Origin of the sequence: Pseudomonas sp. P7548 (assembly GCF_013386585.1) — a bacterium.
GTDB lineage: Bacteria > Pseudomonadota > Gammaproteobacteria > Pseudomonadales > Pseudomonadaceae > Aquipseudomonas.
In genome coordinates this window covers 1-25145 of the sequence record NZ_JACARO010000111.1, presented here as the reverse complement: position 1 = coordinate 25145, position 25145 = coordinate 1, and the positions used below count along the sequence as shown (strand labels likewise).

General features: G+C 60.5%; 29 protein-coding genes and 1 pseudogene. 22 read left to right on the top strand and 8 right to left on the bottom strand.

Annotation, left to right across the window (positions count from 1 at the left end):
• The 15 genes from HX803_RS30430 to recX form a co-directional block, all read left to right on the top strand.
• Positions 1–1264 (top strand): phage tail protein (locus HX803_RS30430; RefSeq protein WP_306172771.1); only part of this gene is annotated, 1264 nt, incomplete at its 5' end.
• Positions 1261–1659, top strand: a complete 399-nt coding sequence (locus HX803_RS30425; protein ID WP_256732977.1) for a phage tail assembly chaperone — start codon at positions 1261–1263, stop codon at positions 1657–1659. The genes HX803_RS30430 and HX803_RS30425, both read left to right, overlap by 4 nt.
• An 84-nt stretch (positions 1660–1743) precedes the next feature.
• A complete protein-coding gene (locus HX803_RS30420; protein WP_178925789.1) occupies positions 1744–1935 on the top strand; it encodes a hypothetical protein in 192 nt (63 codons plus the stop codon).
• A 2-nt stretch (positions 1936–1937) separates the two neighbouring features.
• On the top strand, positions 1938–3104 hold the full coding sequence (locus HX803_RS30415; RefSeq protein ID WP_178925788.1) for a phage tail protein: 1167 nt from the start codon (positions 1938–1940) through the stop codon (positions 3102–3104).
• Positions 3104–3610, top strand: a complete 507-nt coding sequence (locus tag HX803_RS30410; protein WP_178925787.1) for a phage major tail tube protein — start codon at positions 3104–3106, stop codon at positions 3608–3610. Before HX803_RS30415 ends, HX803_RS30410 begins: the two co-directional genes overlap by 1 nt.
• Before the next feature lie 179 nt (positions 3611–3789).
• Entirely contained in the window at positions 3790–4362 is a 573-nt protein-coding gene (locus HX803_RS30405; protein WP_178925786.1) for a phage tail assembly protein, read from the top strand.
• Between the two features lie 127 nt (positions 4363–4489).
• Positions 4490–6205 (top strand): phage tail tape measure protein, encoded by a 1716-nt coding sequence (locus HX803_RS30400; protein WP_178925785.1) that lies wholly within the window; start codon positions 4490–4492, stop codon positions 6203–6205.
• Complete coding sequence (locus HX803_RS30395; RefSeq protein WP_178925784.1) at positions 6205–6588, top strand: phage tail protein; 384 nt, start codon at positions 6205–6207, stop codon at positions 6586–6588. Before HX803_RS30400 ends, HX803_RS30395 begins: the two co-directional genes overlap by 1 nt.
• Positions 6581–6793, top strand: a complete 213-nt coding sequence (locus HX803_RS30390) for a tail protein X (protein WP_178925783.1) — start codon at positions 6581–6583, stop codon at positions 6791–6793. The genes HX803_RS30395 and HX803_RS30390 overlap by 8 nt, the downstream gene beginning before the upstream one ends.
• 9 nt (positions 6794–6802) lie before the next feature.
• The gene (locus tag HX803_RS30385; RefSeq protein ID WP_178925782.1) at positions 6803–7813 is read left to right on the top strand and encodes a contractile injection system protein, VgrG/Pvc8 family; all 1011 of its coding nucleotides are present in this window, start codon (positions 6803–6805) and stop codon (positions 7811–7813) included.
• Between the two features lie 20 nt (positions 7814–7833).
• Positions 7834–8391 carry a glycoside hydrolase family 19 protein gene (locus tag HX803_RS30380; protein WP_178925781.1) on the top strand — a complete coding sequence of 186 codons (558 nt, stop codon included), beginning with the start codon at positions 7834–7836 and terminating at the stop codon, positions 8389–8391.
• Positions 8379–8879: a lysis system i-spanin subunit Rz gene (locus tag HX803_RS30375; RefSeq protein WP_178925780.1), complete on the top strand. Its 501-nt coding sequence runs from the start codon at positions 8379–8381 to the stop codon at positions 8877–8879. The genes HX803_RS30380 and HX803_RS30375 overlap by 13 nt, the downstream gene beginning before the upstream one ends.
• 81 nt (positions 8880–8960) lie before the next feature.
• A complete protein-coding gene (locus HX803_RS30370) occupies positions 8961–9461 on the top strand; it encodes a CinA family protein (RefSeq protein ID WP_095014909.1) in 501 nt (166 codons plus the stop codon).
• An 84-nt stretch (positions 9462–9545) separates the two neighbouring features.
• On the top strand, positions 9546–10604 hold the full coding sequence (gene recA / locus HX803_RS30365; RefSeq protein WP_016970800.1) for a recombinase RecA: 1059 nt from the start codon (positions 9546–9548) through the stop codon (positions 10602–10604).
• A gap of 8 nt (positions 10605–10612) precedes the next feature.
• Complete coding sequence (gene recX / locus HX803_RS30360) at positions 10613–11080, top strand: recombination regulator RecX (protein WP_178925779.1); 468 nt, start codon at positions 10613–10615, stop codon at positions 11078–11080.
• A 63-nt stretch (positions 11081–11143) separates the two neighbouring features.
• Here the strand turns inward: recX and HX803_RS30355 are convergent, their stop codons facing one another.
• Entirely contained in the window at positions 11144–12256 is a 1113-nt protein-coding gene (locus tag HX803_RS30355) for a TIGR00730 family Rossman fold protein (protein ID WP_178925778.1), read from the bottom strand.
• Positions 12257–12547: 291 nt separating this feature from the next.
• A complete protein-coding gene (locus tag HX803_RS30350) occupies positions 12548–12988 on the bottom strand; it encodes a PA3611 family quorum-sensing-regulated virulence factor (protein WP_178925777.1) in 441 nt (146 codons plus the stop codon).
• A 179-nt stretch (positions 12989–13167) separates the two neighbouring features.
• Here HX803_RS30350 and HX803_RS30345 point away from each other — a divergent pair, with 179 nt between their 5' ends.
• The 3 genes from HX803_RS30345 to HX803_RS30335 all read left to right on the top strand — a co-directional run bounded on the left by HX803_RS30345 (position 13168) and on the right by HX803_RS30335 (position 15228).
• Positions 13168–13887 (top strand): tRNA-uridine aminocarboxypropyltransferase, encoded by a 720-nt coding sequence (locus HX803_RS30345; protein WP_178925776.1) that lies wholly within the window; start codon positions 13168–13170, stop codon positions 13885–13887.
• Between the two features lie 252 nt (positions 13888–14139).
• Entirely contained in the window at positions 14140–14790 is a 651-nt protein-coding gene (gene erdR / locus HX803_RS30340) for a response regulator transcription factor ErdR (RefSeq protein ID WP_176994813.1), read from the top strand.
• A 75-nt stretch (positions 14791–14865) separates the two neighbouring features.
• Positions 14866–15228: a diacylglycerol kinase gene (locus HX803_RS30335; protein WP_017137081.1), complete on the top strand. Its 363-nt coding sequence runs from the start codon at positions 14866–14868 to the stop codon at positions 15226–15228.
• Between the two features lie 3 nt (positions 15229–15231).
• Here the strand turns inward: HX803_RS30335 and HX803_RS30330 are convergent, their stop codons facing one another.
• Positions 15232–16158, bottom strand: coding sequence for a LysR family transcriptional regulator (locus HX803_RS30330; protein WP_169368331.1), 927 nt, complete (start codon positions 16156–16158; stop codon positions 15232–15234).
• 124 nt (positions 16159–16282) lie between these two features.
• Between HX803_RS30330 and fpr the strand changes: the two genes are divergently transcribed.
• The gene (gene fpr, locus HX803_RS30325) at positions 16283–17062 is read left to right on the top strand and encodes a ferredoxin-NADP reductase (RefSeq protein ID WP_003189055.1); all 780 of its coding nucleotides are present in this window, start codon (positions 16283–16285) and stop codon (positions 17060–17062) included.
• A gap of 170 nt (positions 17063–17232) precedes the next feature.
• On the opposite strand, the gene tsaA is transcribed toward fpr, so the two are convergent.
• From tsaA to rimO, 5 genes are all read right to left on the bottom strand, one after another.
• On the bottom strand, positions 17233–17928 hold the full coding sequence (tsaA, locus tag HX803_RS30320; RefSeq protein WP_178925775.1) for a tRNA (N6-threonylcarbamoyladenosine(37)-N6)-methyltransferase TrmO: 696 nt from the start codon (positions 17926–17928) through the stop codon (positions 17233–17235).
• A 3-nt stretch (positions 17929–17931) separates the two neighbouring features.
• Positions 17932–18393, bottom strand: a complete 462-nt coding sequence (locus HX803_RS30315; protein WP_071487504.1) for a DUF1456 family protein — start codon at positions 18391–18393, stop codon at positions 17932–17934.
• Between the two features lie 70 nt (positions 18394–18463).
• Entirely contained in the window at positions 18464–19174 is a 711-nt protein-coding gene (locus HX803_RS30310; protein ID WP_178925774.1) for an rRNA pseudouridine synthase, read from the bottom strand.
• A 159-nt stretch (positions 19175–19333) separates the two neighbouring features.
• A complete protein-coding gene (locus HX803_RS30305; protein ID WP_178925773.1) occupies positions 19334–19828 on the bottom strand; it encodes a GNAT family N-acetyltransferase in 495 nt (164 codons plus the stop codon).
• A gap of 110 nt (positions 19829–19938) precedes the next feature.
• Positions 19939–21279: a 30S ribosomal protein S12 methylthiotransferase RimO gene (rimO, locus tag HX803_RS30300; protein WP_017254931.1), complete on the bottom strand. Its 1341-nt coding sequence runs from the start codon at positions 21277–21279 to the stop codon at positions 19939–19941.
• A 289-nt stretch (positions 21280–21568) separates the two neighbouring features.
• On the opposite strand from rimO, the gene HX803_RS30295 reads away from it, so the two are divergent.
• The 3 genes and pseudogenes from HX803_RS30295 to HX803_RS30285 form a co-directional block, all read left to right on the top strand.
• Positions 21569–23470 carry a potassium transporter Kup gene (locus tag HX803_RS30295; protein ID WP_178925772.1) on the top strand — a complete coding sequence of 634 codons (1902 nt, stop codon included), beginning with the start codon at positions 21569–21571 and terminating at the stop codon, positions 23468–23470.
• A gap of 123 nt (positions 23471–23593) precedes the next feature.
• Positions 23594–24700: an NADH:flavin oxidoreductase/NADH oxidase gene (locus tag HX803_RS30290; protein ID WP_178925771.1), complete on the top strand. Its 1107-nt coding sequence runs from the start codon at positions 23594–23596 to the stop codon at positions 24698–24700.
• Positions 24701–24802: 102 nt separating this feature from the next.
• Positions 24803–25145: pseudogene (locus HX803_RS30285) on the top strand (GNAT family N-acetyltransferase); the annotation flags it as partial.

The window sequence follows — 25145 nt, the reverse complement described above, 5'->3', positions numbered from 1 at the left end:
GTGGGATCATGGGCGGGGTGTTGACCCAGGGCGAATGATCGGTACTTATCAACTTGATCAGTTTCAGGGCCATACATTTTCTGGTGCGGCTGCGGCAGGTGGAAGTACGCCCGCATTTGATACATGGGGAAATGTCGGGACTCCCGTTTCACTGAAATATCCACCCGTTACTGATGGTGTCAATGGTGCTCCAAGGGTGGGTGCCGAGACTCGTGGCCGAAATATGGCTGTGATGTGGTGCATCAAGGCTTGGAACGCTCCGATCAATCAGGGAAATATTGACGTCGCTGCACTTGTTAGTGAACTCGATGCTTTGAAATCCGCCGTTCCCGTAGGTTCGATTGTTCCATTCCCCAAAGCTGCCGTACCGCCTGGCTACCTGGAGCTTGACGGCAGCGTAAAGAGCATTGCGACCTACCCGGACCTGGCTGCATACCTGGGCACTACGTTCAACACCGGGAGCGAACCCGCAGGGTATTTCCGCTTGCCTGAGTCGCGCGGAGAGTTCCTCCGAGGCTGGGATCATGGCCGAGGCGTGGATACCGGACGGGAGCTTGGAAGCGCACAGAAGGGCAGCCTTCAGACTGTGGATTCAACCATCACCACCGTCACGGTCACCGGGCTGTACAACGCAACGGTAACGCCGGAATCGAACGCTCGTGCTGCATACGGGTTGGATATAGGTAACGCAGGGGATTATCCCGGTGCCGCATATGGTGGCATTAGTGGCAGCGGCGGCACGATGGCTGCCGAAGGCAACAATTTCGGGGTTACACGCCCTCGAAATCTGGCCGTCATGTGGTGCATCAAGGCCTGGAACGCCCCTGTCAATCAAGGGCAAATAGATATCGGCGCACTTGCGCTGGAAGTTTCCAACCTGGCAAACATGGCTGACTTTACGGTTGTTTATCCGGGTGGTGGTAACAAGACCACCCCGGGAGGCGTAGCGGTCAATAGTCGCTACGTTGTCACGAATCCTTTTCCCGGATATCACGTGTTTTGCACCGCGCAAGTGCTCTACAACGGTGAGTGGGCGAACCCCGAGTTTGGGGATCACTACAGCGGCATAGGCGGCCCTGATCGTTATATTCATGGTGTGCAGGCCAATCAAATAGGCAATTCGATTGTTGTCCAAACCGGAACGACTGGCTTGGTCTATCCCAACGCCTTCTCTGGAGCTCCATTTTTAGTCACGGCAACCACTATTGTTTCGCCGTTGCCTTGCCGTGTCCTTGTATGGCGATTGAAGGGGGTGATTGCATGAATGTCTATGCAGAATTGAACAGTGGTTTCCAGCAGGTGGGCGGTGTTTGCCCGGCGGGCTGGATGGTTATGCAGAGTGATCGCCCGTCGCCCGAGCATATTGCGTCGGAGGGGGGCACCTGGGTAGTGCCAGTTCCTTCACCTGACGCGTTGCAAGCTGCCTTGAAGGTTTCCGAAAGAGCTTGGCGGGATGCTGAGCTGACGTCGGTTACATGGCTGCGCGAACGTCATCGTGATCAACAGGAGTTGGGCTTGGATACCACGTTGTCCGCTGAGCAATTCGTTGAGCTGTTGGCCTATATGCAGGCATTGCGAGCGTGGCCCCAATCGTCTGACTTCCCAGATAGCGCGCATCGCCCCATAGCACCGCGCTGGATCGCGGACCAAACCGAATAAACGCCCCGCATTGACGGGGCGTTTCTTTAGCAACTCGAACACCCACCGCCTTGAGCGGTTTTTTTTCGCCTGGAGATCCTACTTATGTCCACCCGCCAAACCTACACCGTCCTCACCCCATTCCCCATCGGCGCCGGCCATTGGTCCACCGTCGGCCAGGAACTGGAGCTGCTGGACGTCGAAGCATCCGCCCTGCGCACCGCTGGCCGTCTGGAATTGACCAGCGTCCTCAACGCCACCCCGGCCAAAAAGGCCACCACCCAGAAGGCTGACTAATCATGGCTGAGGTTTTGAACTTCGAGCACAACGGCATCACTGTGAATGCCACCGAATCCCCCGAGGCCATGGGTGGCCTGGGCGATAACGTGATCGGCCTGGTCGGCACCGCGCCGAAGGCCCATGCGTCGATCCCGAAGAATGCGCCGTTCCGCATCAACAGCTTCACCACTCAGGCGCTGCTGGACCCGACCGGCACTGAAGCCGGCACGTTGTTCCAGGCGGTCTACCAGATCCTTAAAGTGGTCAAGGTGCCGGTCTATGTGGTGATCGTCGAAGAGGGCACAACCCCGGCGGACACGATCAACAACGTGATCGGCGGCGACGAGCCGGTCACCGGTCGCAAGCTGGGCCTGGCGGCGTTGGCCAGTGTGCCGGAAGACCTGACCATCATCGGTGCCCCTGGCTTCACCGGCACCAAGGCTGTCGCCGGTGAGTTTGCCGCCTTCGGCAAACGCATCAAGGCCCGCGTGGTGCTGGACGGCAGAGACGCCAGCGTCGCCGACCAGGTGACCTACAGCGGTGAACTGGGCGGTGCCGACCTCGGTTTCGACCGTTGCCTGCTGGTGCACAACATGCCGTCGGTGTACTCCAAGGCGGCGAAAAAGAACGTGTTCCTGTCGCCGTCGTCCCTGGCCATCGCCGCACTGGCCAAGGTCAAGCAGTGGGAAAGCCCGGGCAACCAGGTGACGTTCGCCGAGGACGTATCCCGCGTCGTCGAGTACAACATCCTCGACACTTCCACCGAAGGCGACCTGCTCAACCGCTACGGCGTGAGCTACTACGCCCGCACCATCCTCGGCGGTTTTTCACTGCTGGGTAACCGCTCCATCACCGGCAAGTTCATCAGCTACGTCGGCCTGGAAGACGCTATCAGCCGCAAGCTGGTCAAGGCCGGCCAGAAAGCCATGGCCAAGAACCTCACCAAGTCCTTCATGGACCAGGAGGTCAAGCGCATCAACGACTGGCTGCAAACCCTGGTGGCGGACGAAACTATCCCCGGCGGCAGCGTGTACCTGCACCCGGAACTCAACAGTGTCGAGAAATACAAGAACGGCACCTGGTTCATCGTCATCGACTACGGCCGCTACGCGCCGAACGAACACATGATTTATCAACTCAATGCCCGCGATGAAATCATCGAGCAGTTCCTGGAGGACGTTCTCTAATGTTTACCAACCGTGTAAGACAGGCCATTGCGGCCACCCTGCAAGGCCTGCCGTTGTCCGCGACGGTGGATTCCTTCACGCCGCCCAAGGTCGAGTTCGAGATGGAGGCCATGACCGGTGGCCGCTTCATCGCCGAAGAAATGGCCAAGAGCGGCAAGCCCTTGACCGCCACGTTGGCGCTGCAAGGCGTTGGTCCGGAAATCATGCTGGCCCTGGGCGTGCGCCTCGGTGACGACATCCTGTTGAACGTGCGGGAAGCCGGCCAGGACCAGGACGGCAAGACCTACTTCACCTACCACACCGTCGGCGGCAAGCTCAAATCGTTGACCGAGACACCGTTGACGATGAACGCCAAACCCACCACTACGTTGGAGCTGTCCTGCCGCACCTACAACCGTCTGGAAAACGGTATCCCGGTGATCGACATCGACGTGCGCACCCAGAAGTTTGTACTCAACGGCGTTGACATTCTCGGTGACGCCCGCCGCGCCGTGCTCATGCCTTAAGACCCCGCGATCTGAGGTGGGCACGGTCAATGTGGGAGCTGGCTTGCCTGCGATACAGGCGACTCGGTTTACCCGCTACACCGCGGTGATGCCTTCGCGGCAAGCCCGGCTCCCACATTGACCGCGCTCTTCTTTTTATCTGCGTTTTCTTCAACCGTTGCTGACCAAGGAATTGCCCCATGGCCTGGATGCCACCGCTGCACCGCTTGCTCTCGCCGATCACCGCCGACACCGGTGCGATGATCGAGCAGGTCCAGCTCAAACCGCTGTACTACGCCGCGCAAAAAGACGCGCTGGCCCGGGCCGGTGATGACGAGGACGACCAGTTCTTCGAACTGGCGAAACTCGCCACCGGCCTGTCGGAAAAAGAACTCGATCAGCTCAAACGACCGGACTACGTGACCATCGCCCACTACGTACACGAGATGTCGACCCGCCCTTCGGCGTTCTTCCTCGGCGAACCGGAAGAGTCCTCCTCCCACGAACAGGTCAAGCTGCTGCTGCCCCTCGACGCAGCCGGCCGTACCCTCACCGAACTGCCTCTGGAAATGCCCGCCCTGCGTGCTACCAAGGTGATGAAAAAACTCACCACCAACAAAGAGCGCGCCGAGTTCATCACTGCTCACTGCACCGGCCTGATGATCCCCGATCTCGCCCACCTGACCGTACCCGACTGGACGCAATTGCAGGAGCGCATCGACGATTTTTTAAATCAACCGGCGGCCTTCTTTCGCAACGCGACATCGACGTAATCCTCGATGTGGTGCCGCTGGTTTACTCGGTAACCGAAGCGGAGATCCTGGAATGGGATGCCGCAAAAGCATTGCGCCGCTACGACATCGCGATGACTCGCCTTGGCGTTAAACAGGAGTAAGCGGGATGCAAGACAAGTATTCGCTCGCCTACGCCATGGCCAAGGATGGCCAGGGTGTTTATGGCGACACAAGCGGTACAAAGCGTGCCGAAATCGTCAATCCGGGAGCTTTGCTGTCTGGCAGTCTCGGGGATGCGGCACTGTTATCTTCGATGAGTGTGGGGTTGAACCAGGCGGGCTCGCAGCTCAATCAGCTTTCTGTGTCCCTGGGAGGATTGCGCAACAGTGTGGACGCACTGAAAACCGCGATCTCGCGGCTTAACGGCGTGGGCATTAACGCGGTCAAAACCCTTGAGCCAATGGAGCAGAAGAGCGCCACCGAGTTTGAGTCGAGCACGTCGCAAGGCCTGCGCCTGGCCCGTGAAGCCCTGGCCGTTCGTGACATGCAGCGCCTTGACCCGGTCGCTGCCTTTCAACAATCAAATGCCAGCCTCACGTTTGACGCGACAGCCACCTCTGAAACATCCATCACAGCGTTGCGCAAGGCATCCAGAGACAGTGAGCAACGCCTGTCCAGGACGCTCGAACCCGCGCCTTTGCTTTTGGAAGAAACGTGGCTGAAAACCAAGACCGGTGTGCAGGACACCGCCAATAGCTGGGCCGGTGATTCACCCCTGGCTGCGCAAGCGGTCAAGACAACTGAGGCGGTGATATCGCCGATGGTTTCGGGCCTTCTTTCGGGCTTGGGAGAGACGATTAAAACCCGGGTAGCCGGCAACCTTGTCGACGTGACGCTTGGCAAGCTGCCCGGAGTGGGCAAGCTGTTCAGGGACGGTGGATACACCAAAGACAAGGACAAGGACAAAGCGTGCTGCTGTCCGGCGGCGGCTTCTGTAAGCGGTTTTGGTGTGTTTGACACGGTGACAGCACAGTTGCCGGAGAGCGTTGGAGAGACGGTTCGGGAAAGAGACAAGGCACGCACACGAGGGCAGCCGAAGAAACGGCGGCAGAAATTGCCAGAGCCCGGCCAGCCGGTTTCACGTGAGTCCACGGCCAATGTCCGTCGCAAGCCCGTGGAACCCCAGGCACAACAGGCTGGCCCCCCGCTCAATGCCATGGGCCAGCCGCTCGTACCTCTGGACACTCAGCGGTTAGCTCAGTCCACCTCCACACTTCCTGACCATTCGTTTGGCGCGTCTGCAACCCCTCCAGCCGCTCGGCTGGGTGGGCGTCGCGCAACCAAAGGGCTGGCGGAGGGGTTGTCGGGTGTCCTTGCAAAGCTTGAGTCAGCAGGTGCCCGTCGTCTTGGCCCAATGAGGTATGTCGACACCGCCCTGAGTGTGGCTGACGGCGTTCGCAACGGCGATGCCAAAGCCATCGGCGCCGGCCTTAGCACCGCAGGCGGGGCCTGGGCAGGTGCCTCTGCCGGTGCTGCGCTGGGCACACTGGTTTTCCCGGGTGTCGGCACGGCTGTGGGTGGCGCCATCGGTGGTTTGCTGGGCAGCGAAGTGGGCACCTGGTTCGGTGACAAACTGTTTGGCTCCGGTGATCGCCTGCCTGCGCCCAGCGCAGTCGGCAAGGACCTCAATGCAGCCCGAACGGACAACGTCCAGGTCAGCATCGCCCCCAGTATCCAGATCACCGGGGTCAACCCTGCTGACGCCCAGCAGGTCGTCAACCAGGTCATCCAGGCCCTGCAATTCCAATGTGTGCCGATGGTCACCGACGCGTTGGGAATCCGGCGCAACACCGCGATGACTGACCCTCCAGGAGGTGATTGATGCGACAGCAAATGGTACTCGGCGACTTTATTTTTGGGTTGTCCCGCGGGTTTGCCTACAGCGGGTTGGTGCGCAACAGCGATGGCGGCTGGAGTGACCTGACGATTATCGCGAGCAAATCCCAGTCACGGCAGAACGGTCAGAAACTGGAAAAGCTCACGTTCACGGGCACGGCGATGTACGCCCTGGGGATGCAGCGTCTGGATGAATTGCGCGCGCTGCAAAACGCCCGCGCACCCTTGCCGCTGGTGGATGGCATCGGCCGAAACTGGGGCCTATGGCGTATCAATTCGGTGGTGGAAACCCAGAGTAATGTGATCGATGACGGCACCGCCTTGGTCATGAGTTGGTCCTTGGAACTGGAGGAATTCGTCAATGCGTAGAGTACGAAGTATTGCCGGTGATTCGGTCAACCTGTTGCTCTATCGCGAGCTGGGGCGCTGCGATGACGTGGCCGAAGAAACCCTCTGGCGGGTCAACCCCGACCTGGCGGAATACGGCCCGGTGCTACCGGCCGGCGTTGGGGTGATCGTGCCCGAAATGGCCGCGCGGCCTGCAGCGCTGCGTCCCGTGTCGGCCTGGGATTAAGGAGGCAGCATGGCACAGGGATTCACTCCGATCGTGGAGTTTTACGGCGCCAATGCGGCGTTGCTCAATCAGCGCCTGATGCACTGGAGTCATACCGACACCACGGGCATAAAGACCGATCGCCTGGAGCTGACCCTCAATATCGAGGGGCTTGAAGGGCTGCCCAGCCTGAACGGAAAGATCGGCTTGCGTGTGGGTTATAAAGAGTCCGGCCTGGTGGAAAAGGGCCAGTTTGTCGTCACCCAGCGAACCCCGGTGCTGTTTCCCATGCGCCTGATGATCGTCGCCACGGCGGCGCCCTTCAGCGCGGCGGATACGACGGGCTACCGCCAACGCCGATCGGCCAGTTACGGGCCGACTACGCTGGGTGCGCTGTTTCGCCAACTGGTCAGTCGCCACGGTTATTCCCCGCGTGTGGCACCGACGCTGGACGGTATTGCGATTGCGCATATCGACCAGTCCAACGAAAGCGACATGGCGTTCATCACCCGTCTCGCCGAGCGCTACAGCGCAGTGACCAAACCGATCAACGAACTGTATGTGCTGGCTGAAGCCGGGCGGGTCAACTCGCTTTCGGGGCAACTACTGCCGGACGTGACCTTGTCCGTGACCCAGGACAACCGCCCTGGTGATCAATCGTTCATCACCGCCAAATTCGACGAAAAATCCCGTGCGAAATACGAGGGTTGCCGCGTGACGTGGTGGGATGCTGCTGCGTGCAAACAGCGCGTGGTTCAGGTCGGTAACACTCCCTTCAAGACCCTGCGTCAACGCTGCCAGAACGAAGATGAAGCGCGTGCTGTGGCCGAAGGCGAGTTGCGGCGGGTAGGGCGTGAAGACTTGACGTTGCAGATTGACTGCCCCGGCAATCCGTTACTGGCTGCAGAGGGGTTGCTTCTGCTGGATGAAACCTGGCCCTCCTACATGCAAGGGCGATGGTCGATCAAACAGGTGGTTCATACCGGTGACCCGGCGACGGGGTATCGCAGCTCGATCACAGCGTGTGGGTTGTCGGAGTAGAGGTTTTCAAAGGTAGACCTATGGTGATTTCGCTTCCTCAACTGCTTCAAGTGATGCCTGGGGCCCGCCCGCGAGCGGGCATTTTTTTAACGGCTTTAAATGACGCTATGAATCGGTATGACATCAACCGCGCAAAACGCATCGCCGCTTTTCTCGCCCAAATCGGCCACGAATCCGGCGAGTTGCGCTATGTGCGCGAGCTGGGCAGTGATCAATACCTGAGCAAGTACGACACCGGCACCTTGGCCATACGCCTGGGCAATACCCCGCAAGCGGATGGCGATGGCCAGAAGTACCGGGGCAGGGGGCTGATACAGATTACCGGCCGTCGTAACTACCTGGCGTGCAGCCAGGCTCTGTTCGGTGATGATCGCCTGCTGCTTCAGCCCGAGCTGCTGGAGCAACCGCAATGGGGCTCCGAGTCCGCTGCCTGGTTCTGGCAAAGCAATGGCCTGAATGAACTGGCCGACAAGGACCAGTTCACCACGATCACGCGGCGGATCAATGGCGGGCTCAATGGCTTGGAGGATCGCCTGCAACGGTGGACGCGGGCGAAGGCGGTGCTATGCGTTTCCTAGTCGGTTGTCGCGTGGTCGGCGTTTGCCTGCTAATGGCCGTTGTGTGGCAAGTCCAGGCCTGGCGTTATGGCGCGCAGCTTGAGCAGCAAGCGGCTGCGCAGGTGCAGGCGCTTAATCAGCAATCTGCGTCTGCCCTGCACCAGCAACAGGTACAGCAGGAACAACGGTTGGCGCTGGAGCAACAGCTCAGTGCCAGCGACCAACAACATGCCCAGGAATTGAACGATGCCCAACGTCATCAGGCGGCTCTGCGTGACCGCCTGGCCACTGCTGATGTGCGGTTGTCAGTCCTTCTCGACACCGCCGACACCTCCCGTGGTTGCGCAGTGCCAGCCGCCACCCCCACCGGCGGCGTGGTTCATGCAGCCCCGCGAGCCCAACTTGACCCGGCGCATGCTCAACGAATTATCGCCATCACCGACGACGGCGACAGTGCGCTGATCGCCCTGCGTGCGTGCCAGGCGTATGTGCAGGCCGTCGCGCATTAGCGCCTTGATGCACTCTGTAACTTGCATGGCCAATGGGCTCCTGTAGGGTAGGCGAACCCCCGCCCATTCCTGGAGACGACCGTGAAGGAAATCACTCAATTGGCCGCTGAACTGGGTCGCCGCTTGCAGGTGCTCAATGCCCATGTCACCACTGCCGAGTCTTGTACCGGTGGCGGTATTGCCGAAGCCATCACGCGGATTCCAGGGAGTTCGGCGTGGTTCGAGGCGGGCTATGTCACTTATTCCAATCGTCAGAAGACCCGACAATTGAATGTGCCGGAAACGTTGTTTCCAAAAGTGGGCGCCGTCAGCCAGGAAGTGGTGGAAGCGATGGTCCGTGGCGCCCAGGAAAAAAGCCTGGCGCGCTTTGCCGTGGCAGTCAGCGGTGTGGCGGGGCCGGACGGCGGTTCGCCGGACAAGCCAGTGGGCACCGTATGGCTGGCTTTTGGCGTGGGTGATGAGGTGACGGCTGAGCTTGAGCACTTCACCGGCAACCGCGACGAGGTCCGCCGACAAACGGTAAAGGCCGCCCTAGAGGGCTTGTTGCGACGAGCTGCAGCAGAAATCGAAAATCAGGGGTAGGCGATCCCGGATCTTTGTGGAACAATACTGTCTACTTATACAGGTGTTGGCCGACCAGGCCTTATTGATTACGTGAGGACTTTAATGGACGACAACAAGAAGAAAGCCTTGGCTGCGGCCCTGGGTCAGATCGAACGTCAATTCGGCAAGGGTGCCGTAATGCGTATGGGCGATCACGACCGTCAGGCGATCCCGGCTATTTCCACTGGCTCTCTGGGTCTGGACATCGCGCTCGGCATTGGCGGCCTGCCAAAAGGCCGTATCGTTGAAATCTACGGTCCTGAATCTTCCGGTAAAACGACCCTGACCCTGTCGGTGATTGCCCAGGCGCAGAAAATGGGCGCCACCTGTGCGTTCGTCGACGCCGAGCACGCCCTGGACCCAGAGTACGCCGGCAAGCTGGGCGTCAACGTTGACGACCTGCTGGTTTCCCAGCCGGACACCGGCGAGCAAGCCCTGGAAATCACCGACATGCTGGTGCGCTCCAACGCCATCGACGTGATCGTGGTCGACTCCGTGGCGGCCCTGGTACCCAAGGCTGAAATCGAAGGCGAAATGGGTGACATGCACGTGGGCCTGCAAGCCCGTCTGATGTCCCAGGCGCTGCGTAAAATCACCGGTAACATCAAGAACGCCAACTGCCTGGTGATCTTCATCAACCAGATCCGCATGAAGATCGGCGTAATGTTCGGCAGCCCGGAAACCACCACCGGTGGTAACGCGTTGAAGTTCTACGCTTCGGTCCGTCTGGATATCCGCCGTACTGGCGCGGTGAAGGAAGGTGACGAGGTTGTCGGTAGCGAAACCCGCGTTAAAGTCGTGAAGAACAAAGTGGCACCGCCTTTCCGTCAAGCCGAGTTCCAGATTCTCTACGGCAAGGGTATCTACCTGAACGGCGAAATGATCGACCTGGGCGTGCTGCACGGTTTCGTCGAGAAGTCCGGTGCCTGGTATGCCTACAACGGCAGCAAGATCGGTCAGGGCAAGGCCAACTCGGCCAAGTTCCTGGCGGACAACCCGGACATCGCAGCCACGCTTGAGAAGCAGATCCGCGACAAGCTGCTGACCGCAGCACCAGACGTGAAAGCGGCCGCCAACCGTGAGCCGGTTGACGAGATGGAAGAAGTCGACACTGACATCTGAAGCAAACGATGACTGTTGTACTGGATACACTCGTCGCCGTTCGGCGCACTGCAATGGACCTGCTCGCTCGCCGCGAGCATGGTCGAGTCGAGCTGACGCGTAAGTTGCGTCAGCGCGGCGCAGAGCCTGAGATGATCGAAAGTGCCCTCGACCGTTTGACGGAGGAGGGGCTGCTGTCGGAAGCCCGTTATCTCGAAAGTTTCGTTTCCTACCGAGCGCGCTCTGGCTACGGCCCTGCGCGAATTCGTGAAGAACTGAGCCAACGTGGCCTGCAGCGTGCCGATATCGACCTTGCCCTGCGTGAGTGCGGTATCAGCTGGCAGGCGCAGTTGGAAGACACCTGGCGTCGCAAGTTTTCCGGCCATCTGCCGATCGATGCCAAGGAACGCGCCAAACAGGGGCGTTTCCTGAGCTATCGCGGCTTTTCGATGGAAATGATCAGCCGCCTGTTGAGTGGCCGAGATCTGGACGACTGAGCGAACCAAAAAACAAAGGCCCACTATGAAAATAGTGGGCCTTTTTTTTCGTCTATCAAAAAGTCACGCCGGCTCCGGCGCCACCCGCTGCTGCGCCTTCCCCTGAGCCTGTGCCCAGTTCTCCGGCAAATTGATGTAATCCACCAACTCCCGCAGCCGTCCCTGATCCCGCCCATTGAAGTTGAACACCAACCGAGTCAAATGGCTGAACCGCGCTTCATCATGCTCCTCACCCGTATACGCCAGCTGCTGGAACTCCCCACTCAACCGCAGGCTGGCAAACTCGCTCTGCAGATGAGCCAATGCCCGATCACTGAGCGGGTGATTCATGCGCACCACAAACTCACGTTTCAACCAACGAGTGGAGTGGAAGTTGGCATAAAACCGGTTGATCTCTTCCACGGCTTCTTGTGCGCTGTACACCAACCGCACCAGCTTGAGGTCGGTAGGCAATATGTAGCGATTGGCTTCCAATTGGCCACGGATAAAGTCCAGAGCGCCTTGCCAGAAACCCCCACCCGGTGCGTCCAGCAAAACCACCGGCACCAGCGGGCTCTTGCCGGTCTGGATCAGCGTCAAAACCTCCAGCGCTTCGTCCAGGGTGCCAAAACCACCTGGGCACAGCACCAGCGCGTCGGCTTCCTTGACGAAAAACAGTTTGCGCGTGAAGAAGAAGTGGAACGACAACAGGTTGTCGGTGCCATCGATGGTCGGGTTGGCGTGTTGCTCGAACGGCAGGGTGATGTTGAACCCCAAACTGTGTTCCAGGCCCGCACCTTCATGCGCAGCGGCCATGATGCCGCCACCGCCGCCCGTGATCACCATCAGGTCCGATTGCGCCAGCAGGGCGCCGACTTCCCGGGCCAAGGCATACAACGGGCTTTCAACGGGCGTGCGTGCCGAGCCGAACACCGTGACCTTGCGGCGGTTCTTGAATTGTTCCAGGACGCGGAAGGCGTTATCCAGCTCGCGGATGGCTTGCAAGGTGATCTTGGCGTTCCAGCGGCTGCGGTCGTCCTTGGCCATGCGTAGCACGGTGAGAATCATGTCGCGGTACAGGGGGGTATTCTGGCTGTTGGGAGCGATCAGTTGGAGTTGTGCTTCGACCTGTTGCGTGAGGTCGGCCCCGTTTTCTTCAAGTTGCCGGAGCAGGCGGTCATTCGGTTCATAAGGCATTCAACTTCTCCTTCTTGCAGGGCCCGGGTGGCCGACGAGCCATTCGCCGGAGGCGACGACACTGCATGTGTCATTGCTTGCCGCAGGGGGCAACCTTCTTTTGCCCTGAAAATGTTACAGAACAGCATGAAAAGCGCTGTGGATGAACGGTTGGGATGACTTGATCATGGGCCGGAAAACCCTTGGCTGGCAACCACTTATTGGCCGCCTGATAGGGAGTCTAGCTGCTGGAGAGGACTTGAAGCGGGGGGAGTGCGCACCACCGGACGGCAGTGCGCGCAGCTCACGTGGTTACTTTTTCTTCTTCGCCGCAGCCGGTGCCGGGCAGTCAGCCTCGATGAACTTGACCGACGCCACGGGGCGGTTGGTCTTGTTCTCGGTGATGTCGTAGCGCATCACTGCGCCCTTGGCCATCAACTCGCGGTAGCCCTTGTTCAGGCACACGCTCTGGCCCAGCTGGAAATACACAGCCTTGGGGTTGGCGCGCATCTGCTCGGCCCGATCAGGCTGCACACTGAGGTGATCGATCAGTTGCATGCCTTCGACGGTGTAGGCCACTTCCAGGGTCTTTTCATCGATTTCCCGGGGCAGGTCCTTGTTGCTTTCAGCCGCGACGCTTTGCAGCTTGCGGTTCATTTGGGCCTCCAGCAACGAGGCCGCCTGGGCGCCCATGGGCACGACCAGCGCCAGGGCGACGGATGGAACGACAAGGCGCAGCATGGAACGCAGCATGAAACTCTCCTGATTCGGTTACTGGTGCATAGACCAGCCACTGCGCTGTGCGTTCAGTGGCGCGCAATTATAGGTGACCGCTTGCCACTACAGCCAGGCGTATCGCTGGTAAACTGCGGCCACTTGAGCCCTCCACGAGTTTTCACCGTGTCGATTTACCCGTCCCAACGGCGCATCCGATGAGCCACGCCGTCTCCCGCCTGCGCACCCAACGCCTGGCCCGTGCCGTCCGGCCGTTCCTCAATCGTGGTTCCCGCGCCGAACGCTGCCCCGGCTGTCGGGTGATCCCCGAGTATTGCCTGTGTGCCTGGCGCCCCAAGGTTCAGGCCCGGTCCGCCATGTGCCTGCTGATGCACGACGTGGAACCGATGAAACCGAGCAACACCGGCTGGCTGATCGCCGATGTGATCGACGACACCACCGCGTTCGCCTGGTCCCGCACCGAAGTCGACCCTGAGCTGCTGACCTTGCTCGCAGATCCACGGTGGCAACCTTACATCGTGTTCCCCGGCGAATTTGTTACGCCGGAGCGGGTGGTCAGCGAGGTCAAGGTGGAGACGGGCAAGCGCCCGCTGTTCATCCTGCTGGACGGCACCTGGAGCGAAGCGCGCAAGATGTTTCGCAAGAGCCCGTACCTGGAGCACCTGCCGGTCCTGAGCCTGGCGTCGGAACAGCTGTCTCGCTACAAGCTGCGTCGATCAAAGCGAGATGATCATTTCTGTACCGCCGAAGTGGCGGCGCTGTGCCTGGAACTGGCCGATGATCAAACCGCCAGTGAAGTGCTGGATGCCTACCTTGATGTGTTCAGCACCCACTACCTGGCCGCCAAGTTCCAACTGCCGCTGGATCCTGCGGACATCGTCCATACTCGTCTTGCACCCTATATCCACGCGGTATAACCAGACGACGTTTGCATGATGGCACCGCAAACCGGCAACCCGCTAAAATGCCCACGGGCGTAGTGCTTGACCCCCCAGGCTACGCTGGGCATGCTGGGCGCCGATTGGGGCGTAACCGTGAATTTTCAGCGTCGTTGCAGGTGTTTTTGACGCTGAGTATGCCCTGTGGCGATGGCTGCCTGGCCGTCGCCTTGTGTACTGGCGAACCCTGAACCCATCAGGGCTCCCATAAAAAACAGGATCATTTAATCAATGGCCACATACGACATCCTGATAGCCGATGACCACCCGTTGTTTCGCAGTGCACTGCATCAGGCAGTGACCTTGGGGCTTGGCCCGGACGTGCGCCTGGTCGAAGTGGCCAGTATTGCCGAGCTGGAAGCCCGCCTCACCGAAAAATCCGACTGGGACCTGGTGCTGCTCGACCTGAACATGCCCGGGGCCTACGGTTTTTCCGGGCTGGTGCTGTTGCGGGGGCAGTACCCGCAGATTCCCGTGGTGATGGTCTCGGCCCAGGAAGAGGCCGACGTGGTGGTGCGCTCCAAGGAGTTTGGTGCCAGTGGTTTCATTCCAAAGTCCAGCGCCATGGAAGATATCCAGAACGCCGTGCGCACGGTGCTCGATGGCGACGTGTCCTGGCCGCCCCAGGCGTTTGAAGAAATCAATGTGTCCGATGAAGCCAAGGCTGCGCGGGACGGGCTTGCCAGCCTTACGCCGCAGCAGTTTCGTGTATTGACCATGGTGTGCGAAGGCCTGCTGAACAAGCAGATTGCCTATGAGCTGAACGTGTCGGAAGCGACCATCAAGGCCCACGTGACCGCGATCTTCCGCAAGCTCGGCGTACGCACGCGCACCCAGGCGGCGCTGCTCTTGCAACAACTTGAGTCAATTTCGCAGCATTAAGATGTCACCGGTTCACGCTTTTTTGACTTTATGTGAACTAGTTTCCCCACTCCTTTGGTTCAGTTGCCTACATCTATGTCGCCTTTCAAGGGTCAAACCGGTATCAAACGTATCTTCAACGCAGGGGGCTACTCCCTGGATGGCCTGCGTGCGGCTTTCACCGGCGAGGCGGCATTTCGTCAGTTGGTGTTGCTGAACGTCATCCTGATCCCGCTGAGCTTTTTCCTGCACGTCAGTCGCGTCGAGCGCGCCTTGTTGATCGCGGTGTGCCTGCTGGCCCTGATCGTCGAGCTGCTCAACTCGGCGGTGGAAGCGGCGATCGACCGCATCTCCCTGGACCGTCACCCCTTGTCCAAGAACGCCAAGGACATGGGCAGCGCCGCACAATTCGTGGCCCTGACCATGATCACCCTGGTGTGGGCCGTTATCCTGATCTAAGCCTCAGGCAATGCTCGGCAGCACGATCTCGTCGCTGCGCTGAACCCCGGCGGTAAAGGCGCGGCACAGCTCCAGAAACTCGCGCATCGCCGAGGTCTGGTACTTCTGTTTATGCCAGATGAAGTAGAACTGCCGGGCCAGGTCCAGGTCCGGGGTTTCCACTGGCACCAGGCTGCCACGGCGGAATGCATCGCGCAGCGCCAGCCGGGAGATGCAGCCAATGCCCAAGCCTGATTCCACTGCCCGTTTGATCGCCTCGGTGTGTTCCAGCTCCAGGCGGATATTCAGCGCGCTGCGGTGATGACGCATGGCTTGGTCAAACGTCAGGCGCGTGCCCGAGCCCTGTTCTCGCAGGATCCAGGCTTCATGGGTCAACTCCTCCATGGTCGCCACGCCACGCTTGGCCAGGTGATGCTGTGGCGCACAGAACACCACCAGCTCGTCCTCCACCCAGGTTTGCACCTCGATATCCGGGTGGCTGCAGTCACCTTCGATTAGACCCAGGTCAATTTCGTAGTGCGCCACCTGATGCACGATATGCGCAGTGTTCTGCACATGCAGCTTCACCTGGCTCTCGGGGTGCTGCTGCATGAAACTGCCGATCAGCAGGGTCGCCAGGTAATTGCCGATGGTCAGCGTGGCGCCCACCGCCAGGGAACCGAAGCCGGACTTGCCGTTGAGCAGGTCCTCGATCTCCTTGGCCTGGTCCAGCAGCGCCACCGCCTGGGGTAACAGCTGATGGCCGAGGGCGTTGAGGCTCAGGCGCTTGCCCGCGCGGTCGAATAATTGGCAGCTGGATTGACGCTCCAGTTCGGTGATCGACGTGCTGGCGGCGGATTGAGATAAGGCCAGAAGGCCAGCAGCGCGGGAGACGCTTTCCTGCTGGGCGACGGCGACGAAAACTTGCAGTTGACGGAGAGTAAATCGCATATCGATATAACCGATAACCCTTATCTTAATAATCCAGTTAACAGATATTGTCGCCGCCATTAGAATGCTGTGCAATTGCGCATCCCATCTTTGGCGCAGACCCATTTCCAGGAGTCCCCCGTACATGAGCAACATGAACCACGAGCGTGTCCTCAGTGTTCATCACTGGAACGACACTCTGTTCAGCTTCAAGTGCACCCGCGATCCGGGCCTGCGCTTCGAGAACGGTCAGTTCGTGATGATCGGCCTGCAACAGCCCAACGGCCGCCCGCTCATGCGTGCTTACTCCATTGCCAGCCCGAACTGGGAAGAGCATCTGGAGTTCTTCAGCATCAAGGTCCCGGATGGCCCGCTGACTTCCCAATTGCAGCACTTGAAGGAAGGCGACGAGATCATCATCAGCAAAAAACCGACAGGCACCCTGGTGCTTGACGATTTGAAGCCGGGCAAACACCTGTACCTGCTCAGCACCGGAACTGGCCTGGCGCCGTTTATGAGCGTGATCCAGGACCCGGAAACCTACGAGCGCTTTGAAAAAGTGATCCTGTGCCACGGCGTGCGTTACGTCAACGAAGTTGCCTACCGCGAGTTCATCACCGAGCACCTGCCGCAGAATGAATTCTTCGGCGAGGCCCTGCGTGACAAGTTGATCTACTACCCAACCGTGACCCGCGAGCCGTTCGAAAACGAAGGCCGCCTGACCGACCTGATGCGCAGCGGCAAGCTGTTCAGCGACATCGGCCTGCCGCCGATCAACCCTGAAGACGACCGCGCCATGCTGTGCGGCAGCCCGAGCATGCTGGACGAAACCAGCGAAGTACTGAACAGCTTCGGCCTGAAGGTTTCGCCGCGCATGCGTGAGCCAGGTGACTACCTGATCGAGCGCGCATTCGTCGAAAAGTAATTACCGACCAACTGTAGGAGCCGGCTTGCCGGCGATGCCCTCCAAGGCGCCGCGATTATCCAGAATAAACGCGTCATCGTTGACGACCATCGCCGGCAAGCCGGCTCCTACGGTAAAAGAAAAGCCCGCGTTGCCTGTGAAGGCAGCGCGGGCTTTTTCGTTTCTGCGGTTTACTGGGCGGGAAGCACTTCCAACACACAAATCACCCCCGCTTCGGGATAGTGCCAACGCACATCCACATCCCAGAACTGCGCACCGTATTCCCGCTCCGGCCCCGGCGTCTGATACGCCGGCCGTGGGTCCTGTGCCAGGCATTGATCAATCAACGCCACCAAGGGTTCGCCAAGGCGCTCGGCGTGGCTTTGTGCCTGTTGCAGGGCGGTCTTCAGCCACTGCACCGGAATCAGCTGCGGCGCGGCACTGGCGATGCCGTTGGTGGCGATGTCGACCATGTCGGCATACGGCACGTACGGCTTGATATCCAGCACCGGCGTGCCATCGAGCAGGTCAATCCCGGAAATCCACAGCTTGCCGGGTTCCACCTTGTCCAGCTTCACCACCGACTGGCCGATGCCGTTGGGTCGGTGGGTGGCGCGGGTGGCGAACACGCCCATGGATGCATTGCCGCCCAGACGGGGCGGGCGCACTTTCAGGCGGGGCTTGTCTTCCAGGGCCTGGTGGAACAGGAACAACAGCCACACATGGCTGACCTGCTCCAGGCCCTGCACCGCCTCGCCGCCGTCGAACGGCGCCACCAACTCGAGTACGCCACGGGCGGCGGGCGCCAGTTGCGGTTGGCGCGGGATGGCGAACTTCTCCTTGAAGCAGGAGCGCACAAAGCCGACGGGGGAGACGTTGTAGCTCATGGCTTAGGTGCGAACCCGCAGGGTCAGGCCCTTGAGGAAGTTGCGCAGCAACTGGTCGCCGCACGGGCGGTAGTTGGTGTGGCCGAACTTGCGGAACAGTGCGCTCAGCTCGGGCTTGGACACCGGGAACTCGGCGGCCTTGAGGATGGCGTGCATGTCGTCTTCCTTCAGTTCGAAGGCCACGCGCAGTTTCTTGAGGATGATGTTGTTGGTCACCGGTGTCTCGATCGGCTGCGGCGGGCGGCTTTCGTCCTTGCCGCGCTTGAAGATCACCAGGCCGTCGAGGAAGTGCGCCATGACTTCATCCGGGCAGAACACGAAGCCTTCTTCCTCGTCTTTCTTGAGGTAGGTCAGCAGGTCGTCCTTGGTCACGTCCATGCCGCCGAGCTTGATGATCTCGACCATCTTGTTGTCGCTGATGTCGAGCATGTAGCGCACGCTGCGCAGTACGTCGTTGTGAATCATGGTGGGCAATCCTGGTATTCAACTGAGGACACCGCCCAAATCCGGCAGTGTCGAGAAAAAGGGTGACGGCTTAGAACTTCTCTTTGCCGGACAGGTAACGCCATTGGCCGACCGGCACCTTGCCGATGGACACGCCGCCAATACGGATACGGCGGATGGCGATGACCTTGAGGCCAACCGCTTCGCAGAACAGGGCGATCACGCCGGGCTGCGGGTTTTTCATCGCAAAGCGCAGGCGGTTTTCGTTCTGCCAGCTGGCTTTGACGGGCGGCAGCTCTTTGCCTTTGTAGGTCAGGCCGTGGTTCAGGCGATTGAGGCCGTGGGCAACCATGTCGCCTTCGACCTCGACCACGTATTCCTGCTCGATCTTGGCGGCATCGGCGGTCAACTTGCGCAGAATCTTCCAGTCCTGGGTGAACACCAGCAGGCCGCTGGCCTTGGCCTGCAGGTCGGCGCTGGCGCTCAGGCGCAGGAAGTGGCCCTTGAGCGGACGCTTGCCGAAGCGGTGTTCTTCCGAGAGGGTGTCGGCGCTGATCGAAGCCATGGCCGTTTCGGCGTCTACGCCAGCCGGCGCGTGCAGCAGGATAGTCACCGGCTCGGGCGCGGTGGCCTTGGCCTCCGGGTCCAGCTCGACCTTCTGGGTGGTGACCTTGAACTGCGGCTCGTCGATCACTTCACCGTCCACCGAGACCCAGCCGCCTTCGATGAACAGCTCAGCCTCCCGACGGGAGCAACCGACCAGTTCGATAAGGCGTTTGGAGAGGCGTATGGGGTCAGTCATGACAAGGGCCGTAACAAAAGGGGGCGGCTATTGTACCTGCCTGGCGCCGGTTAATCCCGGCTCCATTTCAGTGCTGGTGTTTTTTGTGGGGGCTCTGGCTTTGCTGGAAGCTGGCTTGTGTGGGAGCTGGCTTGCCTGCGATTGCCTCGACTCGGTACATCAGGCAGACCGAGGTGCCTGCATCGCAGGCAAGCCAGCGCCTACAGGCGTGCGCAAACGCATGTGCAGCAACGGATACGGCTGCCCCAAGCCATCATGCTCCGTACGTCCGATCACCTCGAAACCCTGCTTGAAGTAAAACCCCAACGCTTGTGGATTCTGCTCGTTCACATCCAGCTCATCGGCGTTCAAATGCTCAATCGCATACCTCAACAATTGCCGGCCCAAACCTTCCCCCCGGTGCTGTGGGTCAATAAACAGCATCTCGACCTTGCCCGCCGCCACCCCGGCAAACCCGGTTATGTTCTGGCGCGCGTCCTTGGTGCAGATCAGCATCACGGCGTCCAGGTAGCGGGTCAGCACCAGGTTTTTCAACAACAGGATGTAACTGTCCGGCAGAAAGTCATGGGTCGCCCGCACCGAGGCCTCCCAAAGGCGCGCCAATTCGGGGTAGTCGCTGGTTTTAGGTGTGTGGATAACCGAATGCTGACGCATGCCCGCTGCCCCTTGCCGATGAATGGCGCCGATGGGCAAACGATAGACCGAAAAAAGCCCCGCATCTTGTCCAGAGGCGGGGCTTTTTCAAATTATTACGCAGGCGCGATTCAGTCGCGCTTTTCAGCCCACAAGTCGTACTCGTCGGCGTCGGTCACGGTGCACCACACCTTGTCACCTGGCTTCAAACCGCTGGCATCGTCGATGAACACGTTACCGTCGATTTCCGGCGCGTCGAAGAAGCAACGGCCAACGGCGCCTTGCTCGTCGACTTCGTCGATCAGCACTTCGATTTCCTTGCCGATGCGCAGTTGCAGGCGCGCCGAGCTGATGGCCTGCTGGTGCGCCATGAAACGCTCCCAACGGTCTTGCTTGACGTCGTCTGGCACCACGGCCAGGTCCAGCAGGTTGGCGGGTGCGCCCTCTACCGGCGAGTATTGGAAGCAGCCGACGCGGTCCAGTTGGGCTTCGGTCAGCCAGTCCAGCAGGTACTGGAAGTCTTCTTCTGTTTCGCCAGGGAAGCCGACGATGAAGGTGGAGCGGATGATCAGCTCCGGGCAGATCTCGCGCCAGTTCTTGATGCGCGCCAGGGTCTTATCTTCGAAGGCCGGGCGTTTCATGGCCTTGAGCACTTTCGGGCTGGCGTGCTGGAACGGGATGTCCAGGTACGGCAGGATCTTGCCGGCGGCCATCAGTGGGATCAGCTCATCCACGTGCGGGTACGGGTAGACGTAGTGCAGGCGTACCCACACGCCCAGGCTGCTCAAGGCTTCGCACAGCTCGGTCATGCGGGTTTTCACCGGCGCGCCGTTCCAGAAACCGGTGCGGTATTTCACATCGACGCCGTAGGCGCTGGTGTCCTGGGAGATCACCAGCAGCTCTTTCACGCCGGATTTGACCAGGCGCTGGGCCTCGTCGAGCACGTCACCCACCGGGCGGCTGACCAGCTTGCCGCGCATCGACGGGATGATGCAGAAGCTGCAGCTGTGGTTGCAGCCTTCGGAAATCTTCAGGTACGCGTAGTGACGCGGGGTCAGCTTGATGCCTTGCGGCGGTACCAGGTCGATCAGCGGGTTGTGGTCCTGGCGCGGCGGCACCACTTCGTGCACGGCGTTGACCACCTGCTCGTACTGTTGCGGGCCGGTCACGGCCAGCACGCTCGGGTGCACGTTGCGGATATTGCCTTCTTCCACACCCATGCAGCCGGTCACGATGACCTTGCCGTTTTCCTTGATCGCTTCGCCGATCACTTCCAGGGACTCAGCCTTGGCCGAGTCGATGAAGCCGCAGGTGTTGACCACCACCACGTCCGCGTCCTGGTAGGTGGACACGACGTCATAGCCTTCCATGCGCAATTGCGTAAGGATGCGTTCGGAATCGACCAGGGCCTTGGGGCAGCCCAGGGATACAAAGCCGACCTTGGGATTGGCCGTCGCGGGAGTGGTGGACATGTCTAACCTCGGTATTGAATGACGCCGCCAGTCGGGCACGACAAGGCGGTAGACGGGCGCTTGGTGCGCCTCTGATCAAAAAGTGCGCAATTCTAGCGACGGGCAACGCACTTGACCAGCTTTATGCAGGGAAATACGACGAGTGCTGCGCTATGCTTCGCGCCGTTGCACACGGGTAGAACCCCGAGGTCAATAAAACGTCTGTTACGAGAAGTAAAACAGCGCATGCTAGGGTCAGCTTAGACGCGCTGTTTATAAAAGACCTCAGGTCAAAGGGCAGGAGTGGTTGATGGGTCAGGCAAGTAGTCAGGCAGCAGGTGCCGAGCATTCCAACGCAAAGCCGATTGGCATGCTGGTGGCGGCGGTCGGGGTGGTTTACGGCGATATCGGTACCAGCCCGCTCTATACCCTAAAAGAAGTGTTCACTGGCGGTTACGGGGTTCAGGTCAACCATGATGGGGTGCTAGGGATCCTGGCGCTGATCTTCTGGTCGCTGATCTGGGTCGTGTCGATCAAGTACATGCTGTTCGTGCTGCGCGCCGACAACCAGGGCGAGGGCGGCATCATGGCCCTCACGGCACTGGCGCGTCGGGCGGCAGGGGAGCGCAAGAAACTGCGCAGTTTCCTGGTGGTGTGTGGGTTGTGCGGTGCGGCGCTGTTCTACGGCGACAGCATGATCACCCCGGCCATTTCCGTGTTGTCGGCTATTGAAGGTCTGGAATTGGCGTTCGACGGCCTGGAAAAATGGGTCGTGCCCATCGCGTTGATCGTGCTGGTGGCGCTGTTTCTGATCCAGAAACACGGCACCGACCGCATCGGCAAGCTGTTCGGGCCGGTGATGGTCACCTGGTTCCTGGTGCTGGGCGGCCTGGGGGTGTATGGCATCACGCTGCACCCTGAAGTGCTCAGCGCGTTGAACCCGCTCTGGGGCGTGCGGTTCTTCCAGGCCCACCCGGGGATTGGCGTGGCCATTCTCGGCGCCGTGGTCCTGGCATTGACCGGGGCCGAGGCACTGTACGCCGACATGGGCCACTTCGGCCGCAAGCCCATCGCCCGCGCCTGGTTCATGCTGGTGTTGCCGGCGCTGGTGCTGAACTATTTCGGCCAGGGCGCCATGCTGCTGGGCGATCCGGAAGCGGCGCGCAACCCGTTCTACCTGCTGGCGCCGAGTTGGGCGTTGATCCCGCTGGTGGTGCTGTCCACCCTGGCGACCGTGATTGCGTCCCAGGCGGTGATTTCTGGCGCGTTCTCGTTGACGCGCCAGGCGATCCAGTTGGGCTACATCCCGCGCATGCACATCCAGCACACCTCCAGCGCCGAGCAGGGCCAGATCTATATCGGGGCGGTGAATTGGTCGCTGATGGTCGGCGTGATCCTGCTGGTGCTGGGTTTCGAGTCCTCCAACGCCCTGGCCTCGGCCTACGGCGTGGCCGTGACCGGCACCATGCTGATGACCACCATCCTGGTGTCGGCGGTGATGTTGCTGCTGTGGAAATGGCCGCCGATCCTGGCGGTGCCGGTACTGGTCTGCTGCCTGTTGGTCGACGGCCTGTATTTTGCCGCCAACGTGCCGAAAATCATCCAGGGCGGTGCCTTCCCGGTATTGGCGGGGATCGTGTTGTTCGTGCTGATGACCACCTGGAAGCGCGGCAAGCAGTTGCTGGTGGACCGCCTCGACGAAGGCGGCCTGCCGTTGCCGATCTTTATCGGCAGTATCCGCGTGCAGCCGCCGCACCGCGTGCAGGGCACTGCTGTGTTCCTCACCGCGCGGCCTGACGCGGTGCCCCACGCGCTGTTGCACAACCTGCTGCATAACCAGGTGTTGCATGAGCAGGTGGTGATGCTGACGGTGGTCTACGAAGACATCCCACGGGTGCCCGCCTCGCGTCGTTTCGAAGTGGACGCCTACGGCGAAGGCTTCTTCCGGGTGATCCTGCACTTCGGTTTTGCCGACGAGCCGGACGTGCCCGAGGCCTTGAAGCTGTGTCATCTGGATGACTTGGACTTCAGTCCGATGCGCACCACCTACTTCCTCAGCCGCGAGACCGTCATTGCCTCGCGCATCAAGGGCATGGCGCGCTGGCGCGAAGCGCTGTTCGCGTTCATGTTGAAAAACGCCAACGGCAACCTGCGCTTCTTCAAATTGCCGGTCAACCGCGTGATCGAGCTGGGCACCCAGGTCGAAATGTAGGCGGTTGCAAAACGGGAGCCGGCAATCGGCTCCCGTGCTCCATTCTGAACCCTGTGCAATCGCGCGTTGTCGACTAGGCTCTAAGCACCGTTGAGTGCCCATAGAACCCAGAAGAGGTGCGCCATGAGTCAGCTGCTCGAACCCTATACCCTCCGTCAATTGACCCTGCTCAACCGCATTGCTGTGTCGCCGATGTGCCAATACTCGGCCGAGGATGGCCTGGCCAATGACTGGCACCTGGTGCACCTGGGCAGTCGCGCCGTGGGGGGCGCCGGGCTGATTTTCACCGAAGCCACCGCCGTGACCGCCGATGGCCGCATCACCGCCCAGGACCTGGGGTTGTGGAACGACGAACAGATCGAGCCGTTGCAACGCATCACACGCTTTATTGCCGCCCAAGGCGCGGTGGCGGGGATTCAACTGGCCCACGCTGGGCGCAAGGCCAGCACCCACCGTCCCTGGATCGGCAAGCATGGCAGCGTCAAGCCCGAAGATGGCGGTTGGGTGCCGGTGGGGCCGTCACCGATTGCCTTTGACCCCAACCACACGCAACCCAAGCCGCTCGATGAAGCGCAGATCCAGCAAGTGATCGCCGACTTTGTCGCCGCCGCCAAACGCGCACTCACGGCGGGTTTCGAGGTGGTGGAGATCCATGCCGCCCACGGTTACCTGCTGCATCAATTCCTCTCGCCCATCAGCAATCAGCGTCAGGACCAGTACGGCGGTTCTTTTGAAAACCGTATTCGCCTGGTGCTGGAAGTGACGAAGGCCGTACGCGCCGTCTGGCCCCAGGAGCTGCCGTTGTTCGTGCGGGTGTCGGCCACCGACTGGGTCGAAGACGGCTGGAACCCCGATGAAACGGTGGAGCTGGCACGCCGGCTGAAGGACTTGGGGGTGGACCTGATCGACGTGTCCTCCGGTGGCACCGCTGCCAACGCCGAGATCCCCACCGGCCCCGGTTACCAGACCCGCTTTGCCGAGCGTGTGCGCAAGGAGTCCGGCATTGCCACGGGCACTGTCGGCATGATCACCGAACCGGCCCAGGCCGAGCACATCCTGCGCACGTGTCAAGCCGACATCATCTTCCTCGCCCGTGAACTGCTGCGCGACCCGTATTGGCCGCTGCATGCCGATGACGACCTGGGCGGGCGCAAGGCCATCTGGCCGGCACAGTATCAACGGGCGACGCACCGCGACCAGCCGATTCACGAGTCTGATCTCAGGGACTGATCCCTCAGGCAGTTCCTGCAAACCCACCCTGGCCCGGTGGGTTTTTTCTTGCCCGTGTTCAACGCAACCCGGATGCTTGGCACTCAAGAGCAGGAGGCCTTCATGTTGATCGAACGTGCATTAAACAAAGACGATATTGCGTTGCTGGCCACCATCGACCGCACGGAGCGGGTTCACGAATGCTACCGCGTCGAGGATGGCAAACTGGTGCTGTACCCCGATTACCACGACATGCGTGGCTGGCCCGAAGGCGAGTCTGAACAGGACGCCATTGCGCTGCTTGCCTGCCTCGAACGGGGCGGCTGGCTTTGGGGGGTATTTGACGGGCCCAGCCTGGTGGCCGCGGCAGTGGTGGACAACCGCCCCCTCCACAACCAGCACTTGCTGCTGCGGCAATTGAAGTTCCTGCACGTCAGCCATGGCGCGCGTGGGCGGGGGCTGGGCG

Excerpts from the sequence above, each read along its gene's own strand:
- HX803_RS30425 (WP_256732977.1), top strand. The coding sequence starts at position 1,261 with ATGAATGTCTATGCAGAATTGAACAGTGGTTTCCAGCAGGTGGGCGGT.
- HX803_RS30420 (WP_178925789.1), top strand. The coding sequence starts at position 1,744 with ATGTCCACCCGCCAAACCTACACCGTCCTCACCCCATTCCCCATCGGC.
- HX803_RS30415 (WP_178925788.1), top strand. The coding sequence starts at position 1,938 with ATGGCTGAGGTTTTGAACTTCGAGCACAACGGCATCACTGTGAATGCC.
- HX803_RS30410 (WP_178925787.1), top strand. The coding sequence starts at position 3,104 with ATGTTTACCAACCGTGTAAGACAGGCCATTGCGGCCACCCTGCAAGGC.
- HX803_RS30405 (WP_178925786.1), top strand. The coding sequence starts at position 3,790 with ATGGCCTGGATGCCACCGCTGCACCGCTTGCTCTCGCCGATCACCGCC.
- HX803_RS30400 (WP_178925785.1), top strand. The coding sequence starts at position 4,490 with ATGCAAGACAAGTATTCGCTCGCCTACGCCATGGCCAAGGATGGCCAG.
- HX803_RS30395 (WP_178925784.1), top strand. The coding sequence starts at position 6,205 with ATGCGACAGCAAATGGTACTCGGCGACTTTATTTTTGGGTTGTCCCGC.
- HX803_RS30390 (WP_178925783.1), top strand. The coding sequence starts at position 6,581 with ATGCGTAGAGTACGAAGTATTGCCGGTGATTCGGTCAACCTGTTGCTC.
- HX803_RS30385 (WP_178925782.1), top strand. The coding sequence starts at position 6,803 with ATGGCACAGGGATTCACTCCGATCGTGGAGTTTTACGGCGCCAATGCG.
- HX803_RS30380 (WP_178925781.1), top strand. The coding sequence starts at position 7,834 with ATGGTGATTTCGCTTCCTCAACTGCTTCAAGTGATGCCTGGGGCCCGC.
- HX803_RS30375 (WP_178925780.1), top strand. The coding sequence starts at position 8,379 with ATGCGTTTCCTAGTCGGTTGTCGCGTGGTCGGCGTTTGCCTGCTAATG.
- recA (WP_016970800.1), top strand. The coding sequence starts at position 9,546 with ATGGACGACAACAAGAAGAAAGCCTTGGCTGCGGCCCTGGGTCAGATC.
- recX (WP_178925779.1), top strand. The coding sequence starts at position 10,613 with ATGACTGTTGTACTGGATACACTCGTCGCCGTTCGGCGCACTGCAATG.
- HX803_RS30355 (WP_178925778.1), bottom strand. The coding sequence starts at position 12,256 with ATGCCTTATGAACCGAATGACCGCCTGCTCCGGCAACTTGAAGAAAAC.
- HX803_RS30350 (WP_178925777.1), bottom strand. The coding sequence starts at position 12,988 with ATGCTGCGTTCCATGCTGCGCCTTGTCGTTCCATCCGTCGCCCTGGCG.
- HX803_RS30345 (WP_178925776.1), top strand. The coding sequence starts at position 13,168 with ATGAGCCACGCCGTCTCCCGCCTGCGCACCCAACGCCTGGCCCGTGCC.
- erdR (WP_176994813.1), top strand. The coding sequence starts at position 14,140 with ATGGCCACATACGACATCCTGATAGCCGATGACCACCCGTTGTTTCGC.
- HX803_RS30335 (WP_017137081.1), top strand. The coding sequence starts at position 14,866 with ATGTCGCCTTTCAAGGGTCAAACCGGTATCAAACGTATCTTCAACGCA.
- HX803_RS30330 (WP_169368331.1), bottom strand. The coding sequence starts at position 16,158 with ATGCGATTTACTCTCCGTCAACTGCAAGTTTTCGTCGCCGTCGCCCAG.
- fpr (WP_003189055.1), top strand. The coding sequence starts at position 16,283 with ATGAGCAACATGAACCACGAGCGTGTCCTCAGTGTTCATCACTGGAAC.
- tsaA (WP_178925775.1), bottom strand. The coding sequence starts at position 17,928 with ATGAGCTACAACGTCTCCCCCGTCGGCTTTGTGCGCTCCTGCTTCAAG.
- HX803_RS30315 (WP_071487504.1), bottom strand. The coding sequence starts at position 18,393 with ATGATTCACAACGACGTACTGCGCAGCGTGCGCTACATGCTCGACATC.
- HX803_RS30310 (WP_178925774.1), bottom strand. The coding sequence starts at position 19,174 with ATGACTGACCCCATACGCCTCTCCAAACGCCTTATCGAACTGGTCGGT.
- HX803_RS30305 (WP_178925773.1), bottom strand. The coding sequence starts at position 19,828 with ATGCGTCAGCATTCGGTTATCCACACACCTAAAACCAGCGACTACCCC.
- rimO (WP_017254931.1), bottom strand. The coding sequence starts at position 21,279 with ATGTCCACCACTCCCGCGACGGCCAATCCCAAGGTCGGCTTTGTATCC.
- HX803_RS30295 (WP_178925772.1), top strand. The coding sequence starts at position 21,569 with ATGGGTCAGGCAAGTAGTCAGGCAGCAGGTGCCGAGCATTCCAACGCA.
- HX803_RS30290 (WP_178925771.1), top strand. The coding sequence starts at position 23,594 with ATGAGTCAGCTGCTCGAACCCTATACCCTCCGTCAATTGACCCTGCTC.